Raw genomic sequence first — 25,419 nt, 5'->3', positions numbered from 1 at the left:
GAGGCTATTTAAATGTTTTATTTAAAAAAGCTTCAAGATCGGCGCCTGTAATATTCTTGGCAACAATATTTCCCTGCGGATCGATGATGAAATTTGAAGGGATAGCTTCAATATGGTAAAGCCTTTCTGTAGGGCCTTCAAAGCCGTTTAGATCCGAACCATGGGCCCAGGCAAGTTTATCATCGCTGATAGCTTTTTGCCATGGCGCTTTGTCTTTATCAAGGGAAACACCTAAGATGTTAAAGCCTTTACCTTTAAAGGCATTGTACTGTTTAACCACATTAGGATTTTCCTGGCGGCAAGGCTGGCACCATGAAGCCCAAAAATCAATCATTACATATTTGCCCTTGTAATCAGACAAATTAATTGGCTTGCCATCAATACCGTTAACGGTAAACTCGGGCGCTTTATGACCAAGGGATATCGGCTTAGCCTTATCCATTTGCGCGATAAACTTTTGTACGGTAGGGTTATCTTTAAAATCGCCCCTAATTTCATCGGCAAATTTAATAAGCTGGGCTTCGTATTTGGTAGGATCGAGCGTGGTAGCTGCATAAAAGCCCGCAAGCGATTTTTTATTATCGTTCACAAATTTTAAAACCGCTTCGCCGCCTTCATTCACATTCTTTAAAAATATAGGCATATATATTTTCAGCAGCGAATCGTTCCGCTCACCGCGAGATTTTTCCTGGTATTCGGCAAAAAGCTTGGCATTTTTATCGCCGTAAAGATTACTGATGCGGTTAAACTCCTTTATCTTGTCCGAATCATCGGAACCCTTGATAGTATACTCGTGGTTTTTATTGTTATTGTCTGTTTCAAACTCAATATCGTCGCCATTTTTAGCAATGAAATCGTACAGGTTTTCGCCCTGCATTTCGCCGCCCTGCGGACCAGTATTGCCTACCCTAAGTTTAAACAAGTTTGGATAAAGCGCTACATGCTTAAACTCAAACTTACCGCCCTCACCTAACGAAGTAGAATCAACAACCTTTAAGCCCGAGCTATCGGCCTCAATCAAATAAACAGCTTTAAGGTTACCCGGATTTTTGATAGTTCCCGAAACACTAAATTGTGATTCGTTTTTACAAGAGTACATGCCCGCGCTAAGCAATAACAACGCGCCGGCAGCCAGATTTTTAAATTTCATTTACTTAGCTTCTAATTCCTTTATCAATAGCTGGTTAGTTTTCTGCGGGTCGATCTTCCCTTTTGAGCTTTTCATGATCTCGCCCATAAACAGGCCCAAAACGCCCTTTTTCCCCTTTTGGTATTCCTTAACCTTATCAGGATATTTGGCGATGGCATCCTTTATAAAACGGGTTACATCATCACCATCGGCACTGATCAGCAGGTTAAGCTCCTTAGCCAGATCATCCGGTTTTTTGCCGGGTTCTTTGATCATGGCAGGAAATAATTTGTGCGAAGCTACAGAATTATTTATCACCCCGGTGTCAATTAGTTTGATGAGGGCGGCAAGGTTTTGCGGCGTAACAGCAAAGTTACCAATGGTTTGGTTATGATCATTCAGGTATGAGCGTACAGCACCCATCAGCCAGTTAGCGGCAGCTTTATAATGATCGGTATATTTTATCAGCGATTCAAAATAAAAAGCGGTGTCCCTATCAGCAGTGATAACCGAGGCGTCATAAGTGGTTAAGCCTAATTGCTCGGTGTACTTATGATACAACTGACCGGGTAGCGCGGGCAAGCTTTTACGGACGTTTTCCACATACTCATTGGTAAGCTTCAAAGGCGGCAGGTCCGGCTCGGGGAAATAGCGGTAATCGTTGGCCATTTCTTTTGAACGGAGCACTGAAGTTTCACCTGTATCAGCATTAAAGTTCAGCGTATTTTGATCGATGTGGCCGCCGGCTTCAATAATGTTTACCTGGCGAGCAAACTCATGCTCAATAGCACGCTGCACGTTACGAATGGAGTTAAGGTTTTTTACCTCGCAACGGTTACCATAGGCAGTTGCACCTTTAAGCCGCACCGAAATATTAGCGTCGCAGCGCATGCTGCCTTCTTCCATGTTACCATCGCAAATATCAAGATAGCGGAGAATTTTACGCATTTCGGTGAGGAACTGGCCAGCCTCTTCGGCACTGCGCATATCCGGTTCAGATACGATCTCCACCAGCGGTACACCGGCGCGGTTCAGGTCGATCAGTGAATCGGCGTGGTGCTGATCGTGCATACTTTTCCCGGCATCCTCTTCCATGTGAATGTGGTGCAGGGCTATGTTCTTTTCAGTGCCATCGGCCAGTTTCACGGGCACATAACCGTTAAGGCAAACAGGCGCCTGGTCCTGACTAATCTGGTAGCCTTTGGGCAGATCGGCATAAAAATAATTTTTACGGGCGAAGCTGTTATTCAGGTTGATAGTGCAATTACAGGCCAGGCCCATTTTAACGGCATATTCAACCGCTTTTTTATTAATAAAGGGCAAAGTGCCTGGATGGCCCAGCGATACCGCGCTAACATGGCGGTTAGGTTCGGCACCAAAGGCAGCCGAATCTGCCGAGAATATCTTACTTGATGTAGATAACTGCGCGTGTACTTCGAGGCCTATCACCAACTCGTACTTTTCAGCTACCCCGTCTGCGAGAACTGTCATAAAAATAAAAATTCAGCTATGATTTTACTGATGTATAAAAGTCAAATATATAAAGATTAATACAGTAACAACACCATTTTGCTTTTAAAACAACGGTAAAAGTGCAATTATATAGTTGTAAGGTAGGGGTTATAGAGATTATAGCAGATGATTGGAGATCAGTTGATGGGAATATTCAATTCAAAACATGCCTGTCATCAGCATGATTAAACTTTCTGTATCCTCCGCTGTCTATTTATTTGTCAGGCACAGAAATTGAATAAGTGTTCATATTTAGACAGACACCATGAAAAAATTAATTTTAGGAATGCTTGCAGGATGTTTTTTACTTGCAGCTTCGGTTACCAGGACAAATGCACAGGTAAGTGTAAATTTAAATGTTGGCTTATGGAACCCGCCCGCCGAATATGCGGGTATTAATTATTACTACTTACCCGATGTAGAAAGCTACTATTATGTCCCTACTCATCAATATGTTTATTTGGATGGCGGAAACTGGGTTTGGAGGCGATCATTGCCGCCACGCTATGCCAGCTACAACATTGCGACAGGTTACAAAGTGGCCGTAAACCGCCCAAGAGCGTATACCTATTTTACACACGACCGTGACACCTATGCCCGCTACCGCGGTACAAAGAATGTTATAGTGCGAGATAACTATCGCACCAGGGTAATGAACCGCACACATGTGGTTAACCGTACCAGGGTAGTAAACCATTACCAAAAGCCGCATAAAACCGTAGTAAAACGTACCCGCGTAGTTGAACACCGTGGACAAAAAAATGGTCGCCGCCATTAATTGTCCAACAGGCTTTCCCCTAAAAAGTATATAAATAAAAACGACCGCTTCAGTGGAGGTGGTCGTTTTTTTATTTTATTAAACTCGTCATTGCGAGGTACGAAGCAATCCCCAACGTTACAGAGATACTTGCTTAGCCGCTCAACTCATTAGGGATTGCTTCGTACCTTATAATGACGTGATTGTAAGTTATTAAAGTGTATTTTTTCGATCAGTTTTATAACGTGGGCGTTGCCTACGGCCCGGGCTTTCCGTTACAAGTCCTCGCTTTTCCTGCCCACAATCCTAACGCTCGCTGTGGGCTTTACACTGCAATCCCTAACGCGGCCCCCGCGCACCATCGCTAAAATATGTTTCACATGTCATCACGGCTTTTTTCAGGGCTTCCCTGATGGTTACTCGCAATGACGTGATGGAGGGGTTATTTACCCCGCAAAACTCCTCGCCTTCACCAATACATTATCCAATCCGCTTACATCACTGCCACCAGCTGTAGCGAAAAACGGCTGACCGCCGCCACCGCCTTTAACTTCTTTAGCCAGCTCTTTAACGATGTTACCGGCATGCAGGCCTTTTTCCTTTACCAGGTTTTCGGCAATCATTACGGTAATGCTTGGTTTGCCATCGAAATCAGCAACCAGCACAAGGAACAGGTTCGATACGATATCTTTAAGCTGGTAAGCCAGGTTCTTAACCGCATCGGCGTTAGGCAGGGCAACTTTTTGGGCGATGAAATTGATATCACCAATAGCTTCGGCTTTTTGGGCCAGCTCAGTTTTTAAGCCTGATGATTTCTCAAGGATCGATTTTTCGATCTCCTTTTTCAGTTTAGCGTTTTCGTCCAGTAAGCTTTCAATGCTTTTTGAAAGGTCTTTTGGATTCTTAAGCAATTCTTTTAACTGGTTAACCAAAGCGTTTTGGGTAACGATATATTTTTCGGCAGCAACACCGGTAATAGCTTCAATACGGCGAACACCGGCAGCTACAGCACTTTCGGCAATAATTTTAAAGAAACCAATTTGCCCGGTAGCTTTCACGTGCGTACCACCGCAAAGCTCCTTGCTAAAGTTGTCATCAAAAGTAATTACACGTACATACTCGCCATATTTTTCACCAAACAGGGCAGTTACACCACTACTGATGGCTTCAGCATAGAGTACGCTGCGCTCTTCTTTCAACGGAATATTTTCGCGTACCTTTTGGTTTACGATGGCCTCGATCTGCGCCAGTTCCTCATCGGTAACTTTAGCGAAGTGTGAAAAATCAAACCTTAAGTAATCAGCATTCACCAATGATCCTTTTTGATTTACATGGCTACCCAAAACCTGTTTCATGGCAGCATGCAGCAAGTGCGTAGCCGAGTGATTACTATTGGTTTGGCTGCGTAGAGCAGGATCAACAATAGCAGTTAAGGCATCGTCAATATCCTGCGGCAATTTATCGGTAAAATGAACTATCAGTCCGTTCTCCTTTTTCGTATCTGTAACCAGGATGATCTCCCCATCAGGGAAAACCAGTTCGCCCTTATCCCCTACCTGGCCACCGCTTTCAGCATAGAAAGGTGTTTTATCCAGCACCAACTGGTATTGCTCCTTGCCCTTAGCGGTTACCTTACGATATTTTACGATATGGGCAATGGTTTCGGTTTCGTCATAACCAGTAAACTCTACCGATTCATCGTCTTTTAAAACGATCCAATCGCCGGTATCGATGGCGGTTGCTGCACGGGAACGGGTTTTCTGTTCTTGGAGGGCGGCCTCAAAACCCACCATATCTACTGTCCAGCCAATTTCGCGCGCCATCAATTCGGTAAGATCGATAGGAAAGCCGTAGGTATCAGATAATTCAAATGCGAGGGCGCCACTTAAAACTTTATCATTATTGCCGCTCACGCTTTTATTAAAATAGCTTATACCCTGCTGCAGTGTTCTTAAGAAAGAAATTTCCTCCTCCAAAACTACCTTCTGTACAAAATCCTTTTGAGAATATAATTCATCAAATACACCCTTAAACTGTTCAGCCAATAAAGGTACCAGCTGATTAAAAAAAGGTTCTTTAAATCCTAAAGTTTGATAGCTGTAACGCACTGCCCTACGTAAAATCCTGCGGATTACATAACCTGCTTTATTACTCGCAGGCAGTTGTCCGTCAGCAATAGCAAAGCTTATGGCGCGGATATGATCAGCCAGTACGCGCATAGCCACAGCGTCATTCCAATCGGTATCACCTGGTTTAGCGGCGCTGTTATATTTCTTCCCAGATTTTTCGGCAATGAACTGGATCATCGGCTGAAAAACATCGGTATCATAATTTGATGTTTTGCCTTGCAGCACGCGTACCAGACGCTCAAAACCCATCCCGGTATCCACATGTTTGTTAGGCAACGGTTGCAATACACCACCTTTAAGGCGGTTAAATTGCATAAATACATCATTCCAGATCTCGATAACCTGGTCGTGATCGGCATTAACTAAGATGGCGCCGCTTACTTCGGCACGCTCGTTATCCGGGCGGCTGTCAAAATGGATCTCCGAGCAAGGGCCGCATGGGCCTGTTTCGCCCATTTCCCAAAAGTTGTCTTTTTTGTTACCACGGAGGATGTGATCTTCAGCTACATACTGCTTCCACAGTTCGTAGGTTTCGGTATCGGCTTCAAGACCTTCCTTTTCGTCGCCTTCAAAATAGGTAACGTACAGGCGGTCTTTAGGCAGCTTGTAAACTTCGGTAAGCAGTTCCCAGCTCCAGGCTATGGCTTGTTTTTTAAAGTAGTCGCCAAAGCTCCAGTTGCCCAGCATCTCAAACATGGTGTGGTGATAGGTATCGATACCCACCTCTTCCAGATCGTTATGCTTGCCGGATACGCGTAAACAACGTTGGGTATCCGCTACGCGGCTGGCCTTGGGTGCCGCTTCGCCTAAAAATATATCTTTAAACTGGTTCATCCCCGCGTTGGTGAACATCAGGGTTGGATCGTTTTTAATTACAATTGGCGCCGAAGGAACGATGGTGTGTCCCTTTGAAACAAAAAAATCAAGAAAAGCCTGTCGTATTTCGGTAGCAGTCATAGGGAGCAAAGGTAAATAATAGTCGGGAAGTCAGAAAGTCCGGAAGTCGGAAAGTAAAAGGAATTACTCCGAGAGCCCCTGAGGGACTTTCAATTTGAGCTTTATTTATTAATTACATCATATTAACCCTCATTCGTCGATATATTTTAATACAATTTACCTTATTTGCTTTAAATTTGTTTATGGAAACTTTAAGAGTTGATATTCAAAACGAACAGGAGAAGCGAGTACTCCTGGCTTTTCTTGACAGTTTGGATTATAATTATCGCATAGATAATGAAAACGACGCTGTGCTTGAACAACAGGCTAAAGACCTGGCCAGCCGCAAAGCTGATTTCCTGGCAGGCAAAGCGTCTTCCCTGCCCTGGAGCGAAACCAAATAGCCATACGATACAGATTTAGCGGACATTAAAAATAATTACTGATGCAATTATAGAGCGGGTTTAAAAAAGTCCGAATGTAGTATCCGGACTTTTTTAAACAGTCATTAACTTTTTTTCTCAAACAGTATTTTCTGCGCATTGAATCCCGCTGAAGCGTCAATCACCTCGCTAAGGAGCGGCCAGTTTTCTGCTTTTTCAAAATTATTATTGTAAACACGTGTTATCACAATGGTTACAACATTACCGTTAAGGGTTGCTTCTGACGAAAACGAACCGGTTTTATTAGTCTTTTTTGCTGCTATTTCCTCAAGGCCTTTGGCTGTATATCCCTGTGGTACAGCAATGTTTATGGTGTATTTAAAACTACGGGAGCATGGCATATACACGTCATAAGTGCGTTTTCGTTCTTTTTCCACCAGTTTGTAAAACGATCCTGCAAGTTTACCTGCGTCAATAATATAATTATTGCCCGCTTTTTTTACCAGATTATCCAATACAAATGATTCTGAGTACTGAAAAACTGGATTGCTGTTATCAAGAGCGGCGTTAATAATTTTACAATCTGTAACCTGGGTTGGCTCCTGCTCGTACTGGGCTTTTATTTCAGATGTAAATTTCTTTACTGATTTTGACTCATCATCCGAAAATGCGTAGCTGAAATCATCACGCAGTTTTTTTGTTTCAGGGTTTTCTGCCAGTCGTTTTTCCAGCCTTTCACTCTTAGATAATTCCATAAGGATGTTATCAATATCAACTACCGGCAGTAAACGTAACTGATCATCATGCCTCATCAACCCTGTTTGTTTAACCAACCTCTGTATCTTTATTTTTTGCATATTGGCCGGCAAAAGCGAAACCTTAATGTCTTCATTGATATTATTAACAGCGGCCTGCATTACCGGCAAAACCGCTGTACCTTCAGCAAACGAATATTTGGTTGAACTTTCCCGCTTAGGAGTAAGCACAATCACTTTTTCACCCTGAAAGCGTTGAGGTATCTCATTAAAGTGAGTTGCGGCGTCATCAAAAAACATATATAGCGGCTTGGTATCGTTTATGCGGATACAGGCGTCAAAATCACTATAATTAAAGATATTATCGAGTGTATTAGCATTACGCGAACAAACCAATAATACGTCATGATCAATTTTCAGATCATTTAAAGCCATGCTCATAACAACCGTATTAAACTTTGAGGACATACGACGATAATTGATTTCATCAACTTTGCCAACATCATCTTTACTATAACTACCAAAAACCATCCCCTTTCTGATATTGTAAAGCACCTTCATAGCGCTATCAAGCGGTACAGCTTTAATGTTCTTTTTACCGTCGAAATATTTTTTTAAACGATCAACAACATCGCTGAAGTAAGGAATGTTCCGCTCGGTAAAAGTTCCTTCAAAAATTGCTTTATTGGCCTGCAACCTATCAGCAGCACTTTCACCTGCTTTACCACCCGAAACAAACTTTACAAAACCCATGGTGTGTGAACTGCTGATTTCGATATAAGGGAACTGACGAAACTTGGAAGTCCAAAATTCACTCGAATATTTTGCCTGATCTCTGACCTTTAAACTGTATATCTGGTCGCCGGCTGCGTTCGTACTTATATTAAACTGCGGGGCGCCATTTGCACAAATATGCTTTACATTATCTTTTTTTGAATATTGAAAATCATAGCTACTGTATAAAACAGGATACTCGCCGGCCAATACAAAAACCATGTCGTTATCAGCAAAATTATCGGTACTTGCATTTTCGTTTACTTCGACAGTGCTCACGTAATAATCAAGTATATCACCAACCTGCAAATCGGATACGGCAAGTTTACTCACCTGATCGTTCTTTTCATTTTTGATCAGAACTTCTTCGCTTGTGTTTACCACAACTTCTTTGCCGCTTGGCTTAATGATCTTAGCCCCAATGTAGGTGTCATGTGTCATGGAAAATTTAGCGCTCAAAATATGTACGCTTTCATCAAGACGTTTTTGGTAAGATATAGTTGAAAAATCTTCAAGTGCTGATTTATCGTTTATCTTAACCCGTTCGTGAAAAGTGGTAAGCTTGAGTGCCCGAGTTGTTGACGACGCCGTGATGATCATAAATTTAAATTTATTGGTCAGCGATCTTTGCATGCTGTATGATTTGGCAAAAACCACGGCGCTTTCATTACTTAAATTAACAGGCACCTTTGTGGTTGCAAATTCAGGCACGGTTGTCCCCCAAACCTCCTTCTGAATTTCGGCTGCTTTTTCCGCATAGGTTTGGTTATTGTTTTGCGCACCCGCGGTCGTGGCAAACAGAGGAAAGAAAAATAATAAACGTAATGTTTTTTTCATTGTGATACAGGTTTTATAACTAAATTTTCGTTGTAAGCTTTATTCAGGAGCTCAATATCCTGGTTCCATTGTACAAAATTTGCTTTTGTAAGCAGCGTGTTCTTTATGAGCAACGTTTTTTTATAAGTGATTTTTCCGGGCGAACTGATGTAAGTGATATAAAACTCATACCCCGGCCTGGATATGTTAACGCCGGGCGGTATGCTTGCAGTTTTATAACCTGGCGGCAGCGTGAGTTCGGTCTCGGCTGCAATCTGGTCTTTTCTTGAAAACCAATAATCATTTTTTTGCTCATCAATAGCTATGACAGCACCCGAAAGCTCCTTACGGTTATCCAGATCAATATAATACTCTTTACCAAAAGCAGATATTCCACTTTTACGATCAACATCATACCCGGCATTTAAATCTTTGTCGGGATTGCTTGTGCTACTTAAAACAAGGTTATTGATGGCATAATCGGTATTACCTGCAGCAAGATAATGTTTCATAACATCTTCGACATTTTCATGCTTAATGCTATTTATTCCGGCTAATACTGCTTCTTTATCCTCTCCTTTCCAAACGTTGCTCACTTTACCGGCAAGGCTTGCGCCATTTATATAGAGTTTGCTTAGTTCGCTGCTTACATTTTGCTGAGGTTGCGCGTATGGTATTTTACCGAGAATATACTTATCACCATCTTCCATTAAAACCTGTCTGCCTTGTATCCTTTCAGCATATTCATTAATACCTATATAGGTTTCAGTGGCATCAAGATAGTAGGTTTTGCCTTTATAAGGCAACCCGCAAATCATATGATTATCAACTGCCATTGAGGGTGTTTGATAATCATAAGCAATATGTTTTGTACCCAGCCAGCAAAGCCGGGCATCAAAGCCTGCAGATACAAGCAGAGCCTTGGTCAGGTTGGCCATTCCCTTACAATCACCATATTTTTTTCTTAGCACCTCGTCGGCTTTTTCAGGTTTAAAACCTGCTATGCCATCTTCAAATGCTATATATCTGATGTTGTCCTGAACATAATAAAATATGGCTTTTATTTTATCTAAATCATTAGTTAACCCTGCAGTGAGCTCATTACTTTTAGTACGTAACAGCGCGGGGTCGCCAGCCACATCCTTTACTAACTCGTGGTACCATGCATAAAGATCGGCAAGAGTATTGAAATAAGTAAACTGTTTACTTCCTACAATGGCCGATTTACACATGATGAGCAAATGCGGGTATATGTAGGTTGGGCCCGGACCATGCAATTCCTTTTTCATTGCCGGGATATTAGTAAACTTATATGTTATAATATCGGCATCATTGCTGCTGTTATAAACGGTACTTTTTTTAATATTAAAAGCATTAAAATTAAACTCCTTAATCTCCACCTTCATCCAGCGCGGAATTTCGATACTAACTTCGCCTTGTTGGACCGGCAGGTTATCAGCAAAATAAATATTGGTAAAATAGCGGGGATCATTAACGGTTTCTTCAAAAGTAACATTGCTAATACTTCCTTTTTTTGCCAGATCGAGCGTAAAGTAACACAACCGTTCGTCCGAATAAAAAATATCATTATTGCTGTAATAAGTATACTCAGGTTTAAAACCGCGGGGAGTGCGGCCGTCAACTTTGCAGGTTATATTATCAATAGAGATATTGTTGTTGTAAAATTCAGATACGGTGTAATTAACCTGGTAAGCACTACTGGTGTAGATATTATTAAGTTTCTGGATGATCTCTACACGGTTATCTTTGCTGTTCCAATTAAACCGAAACTCATTTTTCAAGGAGGTTATGGTTACAGCCGAATCAACTTCGAGGGCACTTAACCGCATAGTACATAACACACACAGCGTGTATGTTATCAATAGTTTAATAGTCATAAGGTTATTAGAGCCATAAATATATAATTATATGGATCAGATTCAAAGAAAATTCCGAAATCGAAATTCCCAATTCCGAAATCAAATAGATACATTTGTATTATGCCGTATAAAGAACGTGAGATAAGCAAGATGTACTACACCATGGGCGAGGTATCGGCCATGTTTGATGTTAATCAGTCGCTTATACGTTTTTATGAAAAAGAGTTTGATGTTCTGCAACCTAAGAAAAACAAAAAAGGCAACCGGTATTTCACCCCTGAAGACATTGAAAACTTCAAGATCATCTTTCACCTTATCCGTGATAAGGGCTACACTTTAAACGGAGCAAAAGAACATCTTAAAAACAACATGAGCGATACCAGGGATAACCAGCGCGTTATCGATTCGCTCGAAAACCTCAAAAAATTCCTGCTTGAGGTACGCGATCAGTTGTAATCTTCCGCATAAAAACTATCTTTATTTCCAAAACACCGTCGGGTTAACCTATAACCATGCTGTCACCTGCTATAACAATCCGTAAAGATATATGATCGCTAACCACAAGGGCGAGATCCCGGTTGTTATTTTATTGATTCCTTTTTTATTGGGTATAAGCGCTGGGATCAATTTAAGGTCTGTCGCTTATTTAATGCCCTTGGCTATTGGGTTTGCCAGTCTGCTAATATTATTTCTCCTGCTTAATTTTTATTATAGCCCTTTTAAAGTTTATAAAAGGCGGTGGCTTGGCGGAATCATCATTCACTTGTTATTGTTTCTTGCTGGCTGGATAGCTGTCATCAACAATAACGAACTCAATAACACCAGCCATTTTTCCAAACTCCCGGCACAAAGACTGCTTGTACGTATTAATAATGAACCTCAGTTTAAAAACGGGCTGATCCATTTTACGGCCAACGTTGTAGCGAACATCAACCAAAAAAATTCCCTCCCGGCAACCGGGACGTTAATGATCACCATAAAAGATAGTGCTGCGGTGCACCTGGCTTATGGCGATGAACTGTTGGTCCCCGGTAAATACACTGCTATCGACCCGCCTTTTAACCCTGCCGAGTTTAATTATAAAAAATACCTCGCCCATCAAAACATTTATTACCAGGAGTTTTTATACCCGGGGCAATACCGTTTGGTGCAATCACACGCCGGCAATATGTTCATAGCAAACGCGCTGGCGTTAAGGCGGCAAATGGTTGAAAAGTTAAAAAAACAAATGCATGATCCAAATGCTATAGCCGTAGCCTCCACCTTAATATTAGGCTATAAAGCTGATTTAAGCGAAGATGTATTGCAGGCCTATTCCAAAACCGGCACCATTCACGTGTTATCGGTTTCCGGTGCTCATGTGGCTATCATTTGGGCTTTGCTGGCATTTATGTTGAATTTCCTGAACAGATTCAGGCATGGCAGGGTGATTAAAGCGATCATCATTATTCCTATCATCTGGTATTATGCTATGTTAACCGGTTTTTCACCCGCGGTTTGTCGGGCAGCGGTGATGATCAGCACGGTTATCATCGGGAAAACCTACAACCGGTACATCAACAATTTAAATATCCTGGCTATATCGGCTTTTATATTATTACTTTATAACCCTTTGCTGATAACAGATGTAGGCTTTCAATTGTCATATCTTGCCGTTGCCGGACTTGTTGTTTTACAGCCGGTGGTTTATGCCTGGTTTATTTTTAATAACAAATGGATTGACAAGCTGTGGGCCTTATGTTCGGTATCCATAGCCGCGCAGGTGATTACCTTTCCGCTGAGCGCTTTTTATTTTCACCAGTTCCCGGTTTATTTTTTGTTTAGCAACCTGTTCATCATCGTTCCCACAGCTGTTATTATGTATAGCGGGATCTTTTACCTGCTATTGCCGCAAATCCCCTTTATATCTGCCGGCCTTGCCTGGTTCCTCGAAAAAACCATCCTGCTCATGAACGCTGTACTGGCCAGGTTTGAGCACCTGCCGTTGGCAAGCATTAACAAAATATGGCTTACCACAACCGAGTACCTGTTGCTTTACGCTATTATCATATGCGTTTTTTACTTTTTGTACGATAGAAAAATATGGCTGCTGAGAGCAGGTATTGCATTGATATTTTTGTTAGCTGTAAGTATCAGCATAAAAACATACCGCTCATATACAACCAACAGCATCGCCTTTTTAAACCTGCGCAAAAACATAGGGATCATCTTTAAAAACGGTAACCGTGCTCTTGTACTAAGTAACCTAACCGATACCAATAAAAACTACCAATATTCTATCCAACCCTATCTTGATAGTTGTAAAATAAACAACATCGCTTTGTATCAACCTGATCAGGATATCCGATCTGGCTTTTTACGAAAACAGAATAATTTTATTCAATTTCGAAATCGGTCGATAGCTGTTGTGAACAGAGATTATGTGGACACCATATCCGCGGTAAAACAAAAAACCGACTACCTATACATAACCGGGAGCCCTAAAATTCCGCTTGCTATTATTAATAAAAATCACGAATATCATACTATAATTATTGATGCTACCAATGCCCCTAAAACCGTACAATTTATTGCAGATCAGGCATGTGCCCTGCATGTCAATTATGTAATATTAAAACGTAACAAATCGTTCGTGACAGCATCTAATTGAAAAACATATTAAACTACTTATCTAAAAATTTGTCTTTTAATTATTAAAAATTAATTTGGCATTAAATCAAACTCAAAACATGAACATTAAAATTTTCAATGTTGCCTTAGGCCTTGCCCTTACCGCAACAGCTATCAGCGCAAACGCCCAAAAAGCTTACAAAGAGGGTGTGGTAACTATTTCAACGGCTATGCAGGGGCAACAGGTTGAAGCTAAAAGTTATTTCCGCGCCGATTCGGCCGCAATGCAATTTACTACAGGGCCTGCTACCATAAAAATATTAACCGATGCCGATGGTAAATCATTAGTTGTAATGGTTGATGTACCTGTTGCGTCTATCAAAAAAGCTGCGGTTGCTACTCCTGATGAGGTTGACCAGGCTATGGCTTCATTACCAACTCTTACTTTTGCTCCCGGTACCGAAACTAAAGTTATTTCGGGTTTTAATTGCAAAAAAGTGGTAGCTACAGATGCAAAAGCCAACAAAACTTATGATATCTGGGTAACTAATGATGTTACTGTACCTGTAACTGCTATTGCTAAATACTACCGATCTGTTGGTGGTTTCCCGGTACAATACACTTCATTTTCACAGGGCCAAAGCACCGAGGTTACTGTTAAAAGCATAACTGAGCAAAAAAACCCTGCCGGTATTTTCGGCATCCCTGCCGATTTTGAAAAGATCACCCTGGATGACCTGAAAGCTATGAGTGGCGGCAGGTAATCGAAAATATTTCATTAACAATTCATTAAAGGTTCCTTAACATTGTAGCAAAATATTATTTTTGTTACCCCAATGTTAAGGAACCTTTTTAGCTTTTTCAGATTCTTCATCTTTTGGATCGCCTTTTTCGCAATAACAAGAGCGACATTTGAGATCTATTTTCTGCACAAGCTTGATAATGCCAGCATCAGTGAAATCCTTCAAACGTTTTTCTGGGGCCTAAGACTCGATGTTTCGGCAACTGCCTATATCTGCATCATACCAATCCTTGTATTTGCTATCAACTGGTTCATTCCAAAGATTAGGATAAAGCCCATCTGGTTAAAGGCTTATGTTTGGTTTTGTCTGTTCTGCATTTCGTTAAATACGGTACTTAACTTCAATATCTTTCGCGAGTGGGGTACCAAGGTTAGCTTCAGAGTGTTTACTTCATTTTATCATGCCCCTTCAGAAGCCATTGCCTCAAGCGGTTCTTCGCCGGTTGGTAAATGTATTTTCATTGGCATAGCTTTACTGACAACAGGCATAATGTTATCTCACTTTATAATCAACTACGATTTTAAAAAGCCCGAAGCCCGGCCAAGCCTAAAAGTTTCGCTTACTGCACTACTTTTATTTTTGAACTTTGTGCTGATGCGTGGTGGTTTACAAGCTAAGCCAGTAAGCCAGAATTCCGCCTATTTCTCCGAAAAGCAGATTCTTAACCAGAGTGCGCTCAACACCGAGTGGAACCTTTTTAACAATGTATTTGAAAACCTGCGCGCACCTTATAACCCTTATCTCTACAACCATCCAATTGATGCTGCTAAAATTGTTAATGAGCTGTACGATGTTAAAAACGATTCTACCGAACAAATCCTTACCACCAGCAGGCCCAATGTGGTAATTATCCAGTTAGAAAGTTATACAGCCGATGTGATCGAATCATTAGGCGGTGATAAAGGCGTGGCACCAAACTTTGAAAAGTTCATCAGGAACGGACTGCTTTTTAACAACATCTACGCCTCCGGCGATCGTACTGACAAAGGCATTATCGCCCTTATGAGCGGCTTCCCTTCGCAGGCGATCCGCACCATCATCAGCGATACGCTTAAACATAAAAAACTTCCGGCTATATCTGCATCGTTTAAAGATGCAGGTTATGAAACCGCTTATTTTTATGGTGGCAAAAGTAATTACATGAATTTTGATAAGTTCATGACTTCTCATAATATCGATCATATTATCGACGAGGCCAGCTTTGATAATAGCCATATAAAAACACAATGGGGCGTTTATGACGATGACCTGCTTATGCGAAACCTACAATATTTGGCCCGCCAAAAACAGCCATTTTTTAATTATGTACAAACCTCATCCAATCATGAGCCTTTTGTACTGCCTGTTAAGCACCATTTTAGTGATGACGCTGATTTAAGTAATAAATTCAGAAGCACAGCCTATTTTACCGATTCATGCCTGAACGCTTATTTTGATCAGGCCAGAAAACAGCCCTGGTATAAAAACACACTGTTTATCCTTGTGGCCGATCACGGTCACCGCCTGCCGCGTAATACAGCCGAGGCTTACGACCCGGCTAAATACCATATACCTCTTTTGTTTTTCGGCGATGTGATCAAGCCCGAATATCGTGGTAAAAAGAACAGTAAACTGGGCGGACAAACAGACCTCGCAGCTACCCTGCTGGCTCAGTTAGGTATGCCACATAATCAGTTTAAGTGGTCGAAAGATCTCTTGAATCCCAATAGTAAAGAGTTTGCCTTTTTTGATTGGGATAACGGGTTCGGTTTTATGCACTCGGGGCAGGCGGTATCCTATGATAACGCCGGCCGCACCACGATCTATAACAGCAAACCAAATGCTGATAAAAAGGCTACCGAAACAGCACTTGCTTACGGTAAAGCTTATCTGCAACAGGTGTATACGGAGTATATGGGTATTGACTACCAATGCTAATTCTCAAAAACGTCATTATAAGGTACGAAGCAATGCCCGATTAGCAGAGTCTCTCCGTATAGTTCGCGATTGCTTCGTACCTCGCAATGACGGGAGTTTATAAAGCTATTTCCTTCCCCAACTGCTCAACCCACTGATTAAACAATTTGGTTTCAAATTCAACCGCTTTTTGAGCATGTAATTCCCATTGAGGAGAAAAATGCTGTAGTTGGTTGATCATCTCTTCCAAATGACCTTCCTCTTCTAAAATGATTGATTTTACGTTCACTTTGCTGCCTGCTTCGTCAAGGGCATCCTGGTAAATTGGATAAAGTTCATCGGCACGTACCTCAATAGCGTAGGTAACCAACAGGTAAGCTGCAAAACGGAGGTCGGCACCTTTCAGGTTAAGCTCGCTTTTTAAATAACGGCAAACATCAACATCCAACTGGTTCAAATAGTACTTACTTGAGCCCGGAGCCAGCAGGTATTCGGCCGCGTACGTAGGCAGTGTTACAGCCGTTTTTTCCAGTTGTTTTTTTAGGTAGAAAGCATGACGGTGCTCTTCGGCAGCGTGCTTTAATATGATGTAAGTCACAGTAAGTGGATCTTCACTGGCCGAAATCTTGCGTGCGCCGGTATTTTCCATTAAGGATAAAGTATTTAACCAGCGTGAATGCAGTTCGTTATCGGCAATTATGGTAGGTAGTATTTTGTTCAGCATAATTTATAGTTCTTCAAGAGCCTGCTCAATTTTGCTGTAAACATAGTTGAGTTGCTCATTAGTAATGCAATATGGCGGTAAAATATAAATAACGTTCCCCAGGGGACGCAATATGATCCCCGCGGATAAAAAATAATGGTACAGCTTATCCCTAAGCGAACTGAAGTATGAGGTATTATCGCCGGTTTCCCACTCCATGGCCAGTATAGTGCCTGTTTGCCTCGCGGTTTTTATTTTAGGGTGATTGCGGATCTTATCTGCAAAGGCGGTATGAGCGGCTTTGATCCTGGCAATGTTCTCTGCCGTTTCGGGTTGTTGAAACAGATCAAGACTTGCCAATGCCGAAGCGCATGCTATCGGGTTGGCCGTAAACGAATGCCCGTGAAAAAGGGTTTTCAACTTATCATCCGATAAAAAAGCATCATAAATTTGCTGCGTACAGGTAGTTAAGCCCAGGGCCATGGTACCGCCTGTAAGCCCCTTTGAGAAACACATGATATCCGGTTCAACATCCACATGATTTGTGGCGAAGGGTTTACCCGTACGACCAAAACCTGTAAACACCTCATCGGCAATCAGCATCACTTCCTCCTCACGGCAGTGGGCCATCAATTCATTCAAATACTCAGCCTCATACATGATCATCCCTGCCGAGCCCTGCACCAATGGTTCAAAAATAAAGCAGGCTGTTTCGTTCTTTAGATTTGAGATCTGAGATTTGAGATTTGAGATGTTTTCTTTTGTAGGGATGTCGATGAATTCTACTTCAAACAACAGGCTATCAAACGCTTTGGTAAATGCACTGCGGCCGCTTACGGCCATAGCCCCGAAGGTATCGCCGTGGTAAGCATTATTAAAAGCTATGATTTTGGTGCGCTGATCACCTTTATTAAGCCAGTATTGCAGGCACATTTTTATGGCCACCTCAACAGCGGTTGAACCGTTATCTGAATAGAATGCCTTTTTTTGGTTGCCCGGCAAAATTGCTAACAGCCGTTCCGCCAATTCAACGGCGCCTTCATGGGTAAAGCCTGCAAAGATCACATGTTCCAGTTTGTGAAGCTGCTCTGATACCTTTTGGGCAATATAAGGATGAGCATGCCCGTGAATGTTTACCCACCATGACGATACTGCATCAATGTACTGTTTTCCTTCTTCGTCAAATAACAGTGCCCCTTCGCCGCGTACAATGCCTACAGACGGCTGCGCGGTTTTCATTTGGGTATAGGGGTGCCATATTACTTTTAAATCCCTTTCGGTAAGGTTCATAGTTCGTTCTGCAAAAGTTCAACCACACGTTTATCTGTCGGAAATTCAAAATCGGCTACGCTCAGCGCGGTAAGCGGCACCCATCTAAAAGCCTGCAACACCTCTCCTTCCCCGTCAAAATCAAATGCAACAGCCTTTATATTCAAATTAACCGGGGTGATGCTTCGCACCAAATAATATACACTGATCACCTGGGAGTTGTTAAATGCCGATTTTACGGCAAAATCAGTGGTGTAAAAATGGCCTACAACTTCAATCTCAATATTACACTCTTCCATAAACTCACGTTTAAGCCCGTCAATCAGGCCCTCACCAAGTTCCAGGCCTCCGCCCGGGAACTTTGAAAAACGCATGCCATATTCCTGTTCATCGCTTATGAGCAATTCATCATCATCGTTCAGAAGCAGACCGTAAACCCTTACATTAAAGTATTCCATTATTCAAAGTGTTTTTTATTACGTACAACCTTTTCCATTGTCCAGGCTATTGTTTCGGTTTTTGCTTCCGACCGGATAGGGCAATTGGGCATACTGCAGTAGTGACAGCAATTGGGCACACAAGGGTCAGCATGAATAAAAAGCTCCGTTTTGATGCCCATATCTTTATTAATCATCTTATCAACCAATGATATTTCGGTATGTACTGTGTTCAGATCAAAATAGTTTGGCAGCGTCATGTGACAGTCGATATGCAGCTCATGTCCATATTTCTGCGCGCGCAAATTGTGTACATCTATCCAGGCCTCACGGCGTTTTTCACTTAAAACGTTCACGATCCCGGTCACTACCTGAAAATCTGCCTCATCCATTAATCCCCCTACCGATTTACGCACCAATTTGTAACTATTGTACACTATATATAAGCCAACCAATATAGATAATGCACTATCGAGCCATAAAATCCTGGTAAATTCAATTAACAATAAACCTACCACCAGGCCTACGCTGGTAACGGTATCGGCCAGCAAATGACGACCGTCGGCATCAAGGGTGATGGAACGAAGCTCTTTGCCCTTACGGATCATATAATAACCCAGCACGCCATTAATGGCTCCAGTAGCCGCTATAATAATGGCACCGGTAAACAGGTCATGGATAATGTTGGGAAAGAAAAAGCTGTAAACCGATTTTACAATGATTATGCACCCGGCAATGCCGATAAGTGATCCTTCTATAAAAACAGAAAAAAACTCCACCTTGCCGTGGCCGTAAGGGTGGTTTTCATCTCGTGGCAGGGCGGAAAGATAGATACTGTAAAAGGCAAATGAGCTTGCTATTACATTTACAATACTTTCGGCGGCATCGGTAAGTACAAAATTGGAGGCTGTTAAAAAGTAGGCGCCAAATTTCGCCAGCATCAGCACAATCCCCGTTATCAGCGAAATTAAAATGATCCTTTTTTGTTGATTCAAAGCAAGGGTGGTATTAGGCCGCAAATTTAAAAAATAACAAGCGTAAGTAGCAGTAAAGTTATTTTCTATATTTGCCGCGATAACATAATTTATATGAGCGCATTAAGTACCCGGATACAAAACCTGTCCGAATCTGCAACAATTAAAATGGCCAAACTGGGCCGTGAACTTGCCGCTAAAGGTGTCGACGTGATCAGCCTTAGCTTTGGTGAACCTGATTTTCATACCCCTGAACACATCAAGGAAGCCGCCAAGCAGGCCATGGACAAGAACTTCACCTACTACACACCAGTAGCAGGCTACCCTGACCTTCGTAAAGCCGTAGTTACAAAGCTAAAAAACGAGAACAATCTTGATTATGATGCTGCCGACATAGTTGTTTCAACAGGTGCCAAGCAGGCTATCGCTAACGCGGTATTGTGTTTGGTTAACCCCGGCGAAGAAGTAATTATCCCTACTCCTTACTGGGTTTCATACAGTGAAGTAGTTAAATTGGCCGAAGGTAAAAGCGTTTTCATTAACACTACCGTTGATACTAACTTCAAAATTAGCCCTGAGCAGTTAGAGGCTGCTATTACGCCTAAAACCAAACTGTTCATGTTTTCATCACCTTGCAACCCTACAGGAAGCGTTTACAGCAAAGATGAACTTGAAGGTTTAGCTAAGGTATTTGAAAAATATCCACAAGTTTATATCCTGAGCGATGAGATCTACGAACACATCAACTTTGTTGACAAACACGAGTCTATCGCGCAGTTTGACTATATCAAAGATCGTGTGGTTATCATCAACGGCTGGTCGAAAGCTTTTGCCATGACCGGCTGGCGTATTGGTTACACAGCCAGCACTAAAGAACTTGCTGCTGCTTTTGATAAAATGCAGGGCCAGGTAACTTCCGGTACCTGTTCAATCACTCAGCGTGCCGGCATAGCCGCTTACGAAGGTGGTTTGGAAAGCGTGCTTGAAATGCGCGCCGCATTCAAAAAACGCCGTGATATTGTTTATAAATTGCTGAGCGAAATAGAAGGCATTAAAGTAAACCTGCCAGATGGAGCGTTCTACTTTTTCCCTAACGTTACTTCGTTCTTTGGTAAAAGCTACAATGGCCGCGTGATCAATGACTCTGACGACTTGAGCCTTTACCTTCTTGAAGAAGGCCACGTAGCCACCGTGGGCGGCGATTCTTTCGGTGATCCGTCGTCTATCCGTTTATCATACGCTGCTGCTGAAGATAAACTGATTGAGGCTATGAGAAGGTTAAAAGAAGCATTAGGTAAATTGGCATAATAAACTGAACCTGGATTTTTAGGATTTGAGGATTATCAGGATATTAATTGTCTGCACGGTGAAATCAATCCTTTAAATCCGGTAAATCCCCGCAAATCCCGGTTCAGAAATAAAAAATCCGCTTGCTGTTGGCAAGCGGATTTTTTTGGTTAAGTATATTAGAAATTACAATCCAAATCCATAAGCTAAACGTAAGCCAACCAGGCCATAGTTATTGCTTTGTCCCGAGAAGTTTTCATAACGCACACCAATATCCCATGATTTGGTGGCATAACCTAAGCCGGGAGAAAGTATAAGTTTAGTATTCTTTTCACCCCCTGCAATTGGTGGGTGAACTTCAAAACCGGCACCCACCTCTCCTGCGAAATAAAAGCCATCGCCAACAAAAGCTTTAATACCGGCTTTTACAGGAATTATGCCTAAAGACCTGCCCTTAACTGTAACTGTAGTTGTTGACGTAGAGTTGGAAAATGATGAAGTATAGGTTTTACCAAAAAAATTGTAATAACCCGAGGTAAGTGTAAGGGCTAAATCATTACTTACACCATATTGCAAACGAGCGGTACCGCCTAACTCAAATTTTGAAATGTCGTGGGCGTTACCTGTTGGGATACCTGCTTCTAGGCCCACCCCAAAGCGCAACGCGTTTGCTGGTGTGGTTTGAGCTTTAACATTTGTTCCGATGAAGATAGCCACCGCAGTAAACGCCGAAGCTATCATTTTAGTCATTGTTTTCATAGTTGTGTTTTTTAGTCAAATTCTACAATGTTCATTTTTTAATTTTTCATTGTATTAACTCCTCCTTAACAAATACTTTGCCATTATTGGCATCATTTACTATCCAGGATATTATTTAAACTAATAAAACAACCGCATTTAATCCAATCACACACGACTTAATAATTGAAAATCAATAATATTTAAAGCGATAAGGTCAATACAAAATAATTACCGTTTAATATATTTTATGATGAATGGTTTTATTAAAAACTGCCCTGCATAAGCATCAAAAGTGTCTACTAACACCAAATTTCGAGCCTATAAATGGTTAAATAGCGAGGTATAGCAGTATACCAAACCTGCCGGAAAGTAAAAAAGAGAGACTTGCGCCTCTCTTTTTACAAAACTTTAACAATTATTATGCCTCCGGCCCGTGCTTTTTAGGATCATAATTTTTTTCAAGCTCGGCAAGTTTTTCTTTACCGTAAGCCATTTTGGTGATCAGGTAAAATAAAACCGGTACTATAAATATAGCTAATGAAGTAGCGGTAAGCATTCCCCCAAACACAGTCCAGCCTATGGTTTTACGGGCTTCAGCACCGGCACCCGATGCAACCATCAACGGACCTACACCCAATATAAATGCCATCGACGTCATGATGATTGGCCTTAAACGCAGCCGGACGGCCTCGAGCGTAGCTTTTTCCAGTTCCATGCCTGCGTCTACACGTTCCTTGGCAAACTCTACGATCAGGATGGCGTTTTTGGCGGCCAAACCTATCAACGTTATCAAACCGATCTGGGCGTAAACGTTATTGGTAAGATCAGGCCAGAAAGTAAGGAACAATATGGCACCAAATGCACCCAGGGGCACTGACAATAACACAGAGAAGGGTACCGACCAGCTTTCATACAAAGCAGCCAGGAACAGGAACACGAATCCTATTGACAGTGCAAATATATATACCGTTTTTGACCCGGATAATAACTCCTCACGGCTCAGGCCCGAAAACTCGTAACCGTAACCTTGCGGCAATACCTGCGCTGCTGTCTCTTTCAAAGCGGTAATAGCATCACCACTACTATACCCCGGCTTGGTACTACCGTTAATCTCGGCCGAACGGAACAGGTTATAGTGCGATATCAATGGTGAGTTTTCAATTACCTTATATGATGTAAGTGTGCTCAATGGCACCATGGCTCCTGAAGAATTTCGCACAAAATACTGTCCTATGTTTTGCACATTTGTACGATAACTGGTATCGGCCTGGGCCACTACCCTGAAGTTACGGCCGTAAATGGTAAAGTCGTTGATATAGGTACTACCCAAATAGGTTTGCAGCGCATTGTTCACGTCAGATATCGCTACACCAAGCTTTTTAGATTTCTCTCTGTCTATCGTTAACTGGTAAGCAGGCGTACTGGCAGTAAAGAACGAGAAGGCCCTTGCTATCTCCTTACGCTGATTGATTGCGCCAAGGAACGTTCGGAGCGTTTTCTCAAATACCTTGATATCGCCGCCTGCCTGTTTCTCCTCTAATATAAACGAGAAACCTCCTGTACTACCCAACCCCGGAATTGCCGGTGGCTGGATCACCACAACATTGGCTTCCTTATACTTACCGAGCTTTTGGTTTAACCGTGCAACAAGCGCTGTTATCTGCTGCGACTTTTCTTTACGTTCATCCCAAGGTTTCAACTGCACGAATATGGTTGCACTATTTGATTTACTTGCAAAGCTGATGGCATTCAAACCACCCAGCGCCGCGTAATGAGCTATTTCCGGTACGCTATCAAGCGTTCTCATCATGTTGTGCAACACATCAACAGTACGGCCGGTTGCTGACGCCTCGGGCAAATCAAAAGTAATATACACACGACCATCATCTTCCAGCGGAATAAAACCCGACGGCTTGCTTCTAAATAAAAGTATCGCGCCTATAATGATACATACCAGCAGAATGATAATGTATCTTGAGTTTTTAATGCTTTTATCAACCGTGTTTCGATATTTACCGGTTACGCGGGTAAACCAGGTATTGAATTTAAAGAAAAACTTATTTAAGCCACGAGAGCTTTCATCTATCTTATGCGGCCTTAATATCAACGTACACAATGCAGGTGTTAATGATAGCGCAACAAAAGCCGATATCAATACAGATATGGCAATGGTGATGGCAAACTGTTGATACAATCGCCCTACTATACCCGGCACAAAGCCTACCGGCACAAACACTGCAGCCAGGATCAGCGCAATTGCTATTACGGGGGCCGAGATATCGGCCATAGCGTGCTGGGTGGCTTCTTTAGGTGTCATACCCTCCTCATCCATATAATGCTGTACAGCCTCAACCACCACAATAGCATCATCCACCACAATACCAATGGCCAGTACGAAACCAAACAACGTTAACGTATTGATAGTAAAGTTGAGCGGAATAAAGAAAATGAACGTACCAATAATTGATACCGGAATAGCCAGTACCGGAATGAGGGTTGTGCGCCAGCTTTGTAAAAACAGGAATACTACAATAATAACCAGTACAAGTGCAATAACCAGCGTTTCGATAACCTCGCTTACCGACACCTTTACCACGGTTATGGCCTCAAAAGGAACTACGTAATCTATATCTTTAGGAAAGCTCTTTTTAAGCTCATTCATAGTAGCGTATACATTATCGGCAGTTTCAAGCGAGTTACTGTTCGGGGCCTGGTACACCAGCAGATAAGATGCCCTTTTACCATCAACAAATGAGTTACCTGAGTAGTTGAATTTACCCAGCTCAATCCTGGCAACATCTTTTAAGTGTACTATGCCCCCATTGTTAGGCTGGGTTTTAACAACCACGTTACCAAATTCTTCAGGCTTTTCTAAACGACCTTTTACAATTACCGAATACTCAAATGTTTGCCCCTTTAATTGCGGTGTAGCGCCTACCGTACCGGCGGCAACCTGCGCGTTTTGCTCCTGTAGGGCACTGGTTACATCCGCAGCACTCATACCTAACGCAGCAAGTTTGTCCGGATTAAGCCAGATCCGCATACTAAAATCATCAGCACGTGTAACAACGTCGCCAACTCCTTTGGTACGCAAAATAGCGTCCTTTATAAATACGTTGGTATAGTTATCAGTAAAAGTGACATCATGGGTGCCTTTTGGACTAAACATGGCCACAAGCATCAGGATACTTGGGTTACGTTTACGTACCACCATACCCAAACGCTGTACCTCCTGCGGCAAGGTTGGTAAAGCAATACCTACACGGTTTTGCACGTCGAGCGCTGCGATATTAATATCTGTACCAACGTCAAAGTTAACGGTCATGCTCATTTGCCCGTTACTACTGCTGTTACTTTGCAGGTAGGTCATGCCTGGTACGCCGTTTACCTGAACCTCAACCGGGGTAGCAACAGTTTGCTCTACGGTTAGCGCGTCGGCACCGACATAGTTACCGCTAACTGACACGGTTGGAGGTGTAATATCAGGGTACTGGCCTATAGGCAGGCTGGATATTGACAGGATGCCCACTATTAATATTACCAGGGATATTACAATGGCGGTAACCGGTCGTTTTATAAAAGTATCTGCGATCATTCTTTCTCTATATTAAGTTTTCCAGGGTAGATG

18 protein-coding genes are annotated in these 25,419 nt (G+C 42.2%); 7 read left to right on the top strand and 11 right to left on the bottom strand.

Going from position 1 to position 25,419, the window contains the following annotated elements:
- Nucleotides 1-4 precede the first annotated feature (4 nt).
- Together BLP33_RS08105 and gatB are read right to left on the bottom strand one after the other, a co-directional pair.
- Nucleotides 5-1,150 carry a TlpA disulfide reductase family protein gene (locus BLP33_RS08105; RefSeq protein WP_090526390.1) on the bottom strand — a complete coding sequence of 382 codons (1,146 nt, stop codon included), beginning with the start codon at nt 1,148-1,150 and terminating at the stop codon, nt 5-7.
- Entirely contained in the window at nt 1,151-2,620 is a 1,470-nt protein-coding gene (gene gatB / locus BLP33_RS08100) for an Asp-tRNA(Asn)/Glu-tRNA(Gln) amidotransferase subunit GatB (protein ID WP_090526388.1), read from the bottom strand.
- A 286-nt stretch (nt 2,621-2,906) separates the two neighbouring features.
- Here gatB and BLP33_RS08095 point away from each other — a divergent pair, with 286 nt between their 5' ends.
- Entirely contained in the window at nt 2,907-3,419 is a 513-nt protein-coding gene (locus tag BLP33_RS08095; RefSeq protein WP_090526385.1) for a hypothetical protein, read from the top strand.
- A gap of 425 nt (nt 3,420-3,844) precedes the next feature.
- On the opposite strand, the gene alaS is transcribed toward BLP33_RS08095, so the two are convergent.
- Nucleotides 3,845-6,484, bottom strand: coding sequence for an alanine--tRNA ligase (gene alaS, locus BLP33_RS08090; RefSeq protein WP_090526383.1), 2,640 nt, complete (start codon nt 6,482-6,484; stop codon nt 3,845-3,847).
- 182 nt (nt 6,485-6,666) lie between these two features.
- On the opposite strand from alaS, the gene BLP33_RS08085 reads away from it, so the two are divergent.
- Complete coding sequence (locus BLP33_RS08085; protein ID WP_090526381.1) at nt 6,667-6,867, top strand: hypothetical protein; 201 nt, start codon at nt 6,667-6,669, stop codon at nt 6,865-6,867.
- A gap of 104 nt (nt 6,868-6,971) precedes the next feature.
- Here the strand turns inward: BLP33_RS08085 and BLP33_RS08080 are convergent, their stop codons facing one another.
- Both BLP33_RS08080 and BLP33_RS08075 read right to left on the bottom strand, forming a co-directional pair.
- Nucleotides 6,972-9,212 (bottom strand): DUF3857 domain-containing protein, encoded by a 2,241-nt coding sequence (locus tag BLP33_RS08080; RefSeq protein WP_090526379.1) that lies wholly within the window; start codon nt 9,210-9,212, stop codon nt 6,972-6,974.
- Nucleotides 9,209-11,089, bottom strand: a complete 1,881-nt coding sequence (locus BLP33_RS08075; RefSeq protein WP_090526377.1) for a transglutaminase-like domain-containing protein — start codon at nt 11,087-11,089, stop codon at nt 9,209-9,211. The genes BLP33_RS08080 and BLP33_RS08075 overlap by 4 nt, the downstream gene beginning before the upstream one ends.
- A gap of 102 nt (nt 11,090-11,191) precedes the next feature.
- Here BLP33_RS08075 and BLP33_RS08070 point away from each other — a divergent pair, with 102 nt between their 5' ends.
- The 4 genes from BLP33_RS08070 to BLP33_RS08055 all read left to right on the top strand — a co-directional run bounded on the left by BLP33_RS08070 (nt 11,192) and on the right by BLP33_RS08055 (nt 16,401).
- Complete coding sequence (locus tag BLP33_RS08070) at nt 11,192-11,527, top strand: MerR family transcriptional regulator (RefSeq protein ID WP_090526375.1); 336 nt, start codon at nt 11,192-11,194, stop codon at nt 11,525-11,527.
- A gap of 91 nt (nt 11,528-11,618) precedes the next feature.
- A complete protein-coding gene (locus BLP33_RS08065) occupies nt 11,619-13,721 on the top strand; it encodes a ComEC/Rec2 family competence protein (RefSeq protein ID WP_090526373.1) in 2,103 nt (700 codons plus the stop codon).
- 79 nt (nt 13,722-13,800) lie between these two features.
- On the top strand, nt 13,801-14,445 hold the full coding sequence (locus BLP33_RS08060; RefSeq protein WP_090526371.1) for a DUF4412 domain-containing protein: 645 nt from the start codon (nt 13,801-13,803) through the stop codon (nt 14,443-14,445).
- 72 nt (nt 14,446-14,517) lie between these two features.
- A complete protein-coding gene (locus BLP33_RS08055; protein ID WP_090526369.1) occupies nt 14,518-16,401 on the top strand; it encodes an LTA synthase family protein in 1,884 nt (627 codons plus the stop codon).
- Between the two features lie 97 nt (nt 16,402-16,498).
- On the opposite strand, the gene BLP33_RS08050 is transcribed toward BLP33_RS08055, so the two are convergent.
- From BLP33_RS08050 to BLP33_RS08035, 4 genes are read right to left on the bottom strand one after another with little or no spacing between them, the layout of a single operon-like run.
- Entirely contained in the window at nt 16,499-17,104 is a 606-nt protein-coding gene (locus BLP33_RS08050) for a hypothetical protein (protein ID WP_217633140.1), read from the bottom strand.
- A 3-nt stretch (nt 17,105-17,107) separates the two neighbouring features.
- A complete protein-coding gene (bioA, locus tag BLP33_RS08045; protein WP_090526367.1) occupies nt 17,108-18,373 on the bottom strand; it encodes an adenosylmethionine--8-amino-7-oxononanoate transaminase in 1,266 nt (421 codons plus the stop codon).
- The gene (locus BLP33_RS08040) at nt 18,370-18,810 is read right to left on the bottom strand and encodes an NUDIX domain-containing protein (RefSeq protein ID WP_090526365.1); all 441 of its coding nucleotides are present in this window, start codon (nt 18,808-18,810) and stop codon (nt 18,370-18,372) included. Before BLP33_RS08040 ends, bioA begins: the two co-directional genes overlap by 4 nt.
- Nucleotides 18,810-19,784, bottom strand: coding sequence for a cation diffusion facilitator family transporter (locus BLP33_RS08035; RefSeq protein ID WP_090527575.1), 975 nt, complete (start codon nt 19,782-19,784; stop codon nt 18,810-18,812). Before BLP33_RS08035 ends, BLP33_RS08040 begins: the two co-directional genes overlap by 1 nt.
- A gap of 93 nt (nt 19,785-19,877) precedes the next feature.
- Between BLP33_RS08035 and BLP33_RS08030 the strand changes: the two genes are divergently transcribed.
- Entirely contained in the window at nt 19,878-21,071 is a 1,194-nt protein-coding gene (locus BLP33_RS08030) for a pyridoxal phosphate-dependent aminotransferase (protein ID WP_175489972.1), read from the top strand.
- Between the two features lie 165 nt (nt 21,072-21,236).
- Here BLP33_RS08030 and BLP33_RS08025 read toward each other — a convergent pair whose 3' ends face one another.
- Both BLP33_RS08025 and BLP33_RS08020 read right to left on the bottom strand, forming a co-directional pair.
- Nucleotides 21,237-21,809 (bottom strand): hypothetical protein, encoded by a 573-nt coding sequence (locus tag BLP33_RS08025; RefSeq protein WP_090526363.1) that lies wholly within the window; start codon nt 21,807-21,809, stop codon nt 21,237-21,239.
- Nucleotides 21,810-22,209: 400 nt separating this feature from the next.
- Nucleotides 22,210-25,386, bottom strand: coding sequence for an efflux RND transporter permease subunit (locus tag BLP33_RS08020; protein ID WP_090526361.1), 3,177 nt, complete (start codon nt 25,384-25,386; stop codon nt 22,210-22,212).
- Nucleotides 25,387-25,419 lie beyond the last annotated feature (33 nt).

Source organism: Mucilaginibacter sp. NFR10, from assembly GCF_900100445.1.
GTDB lineage: Bacteria > Bacteroidota > Bacteroidia > Sphingobacteriales > Sphingobacteriaceae > Mucilaginibacter > Mucilaginibacter rubeus.
This window is presented reverse-complemented; position numbering and strand designations above follow the sequence as displayed.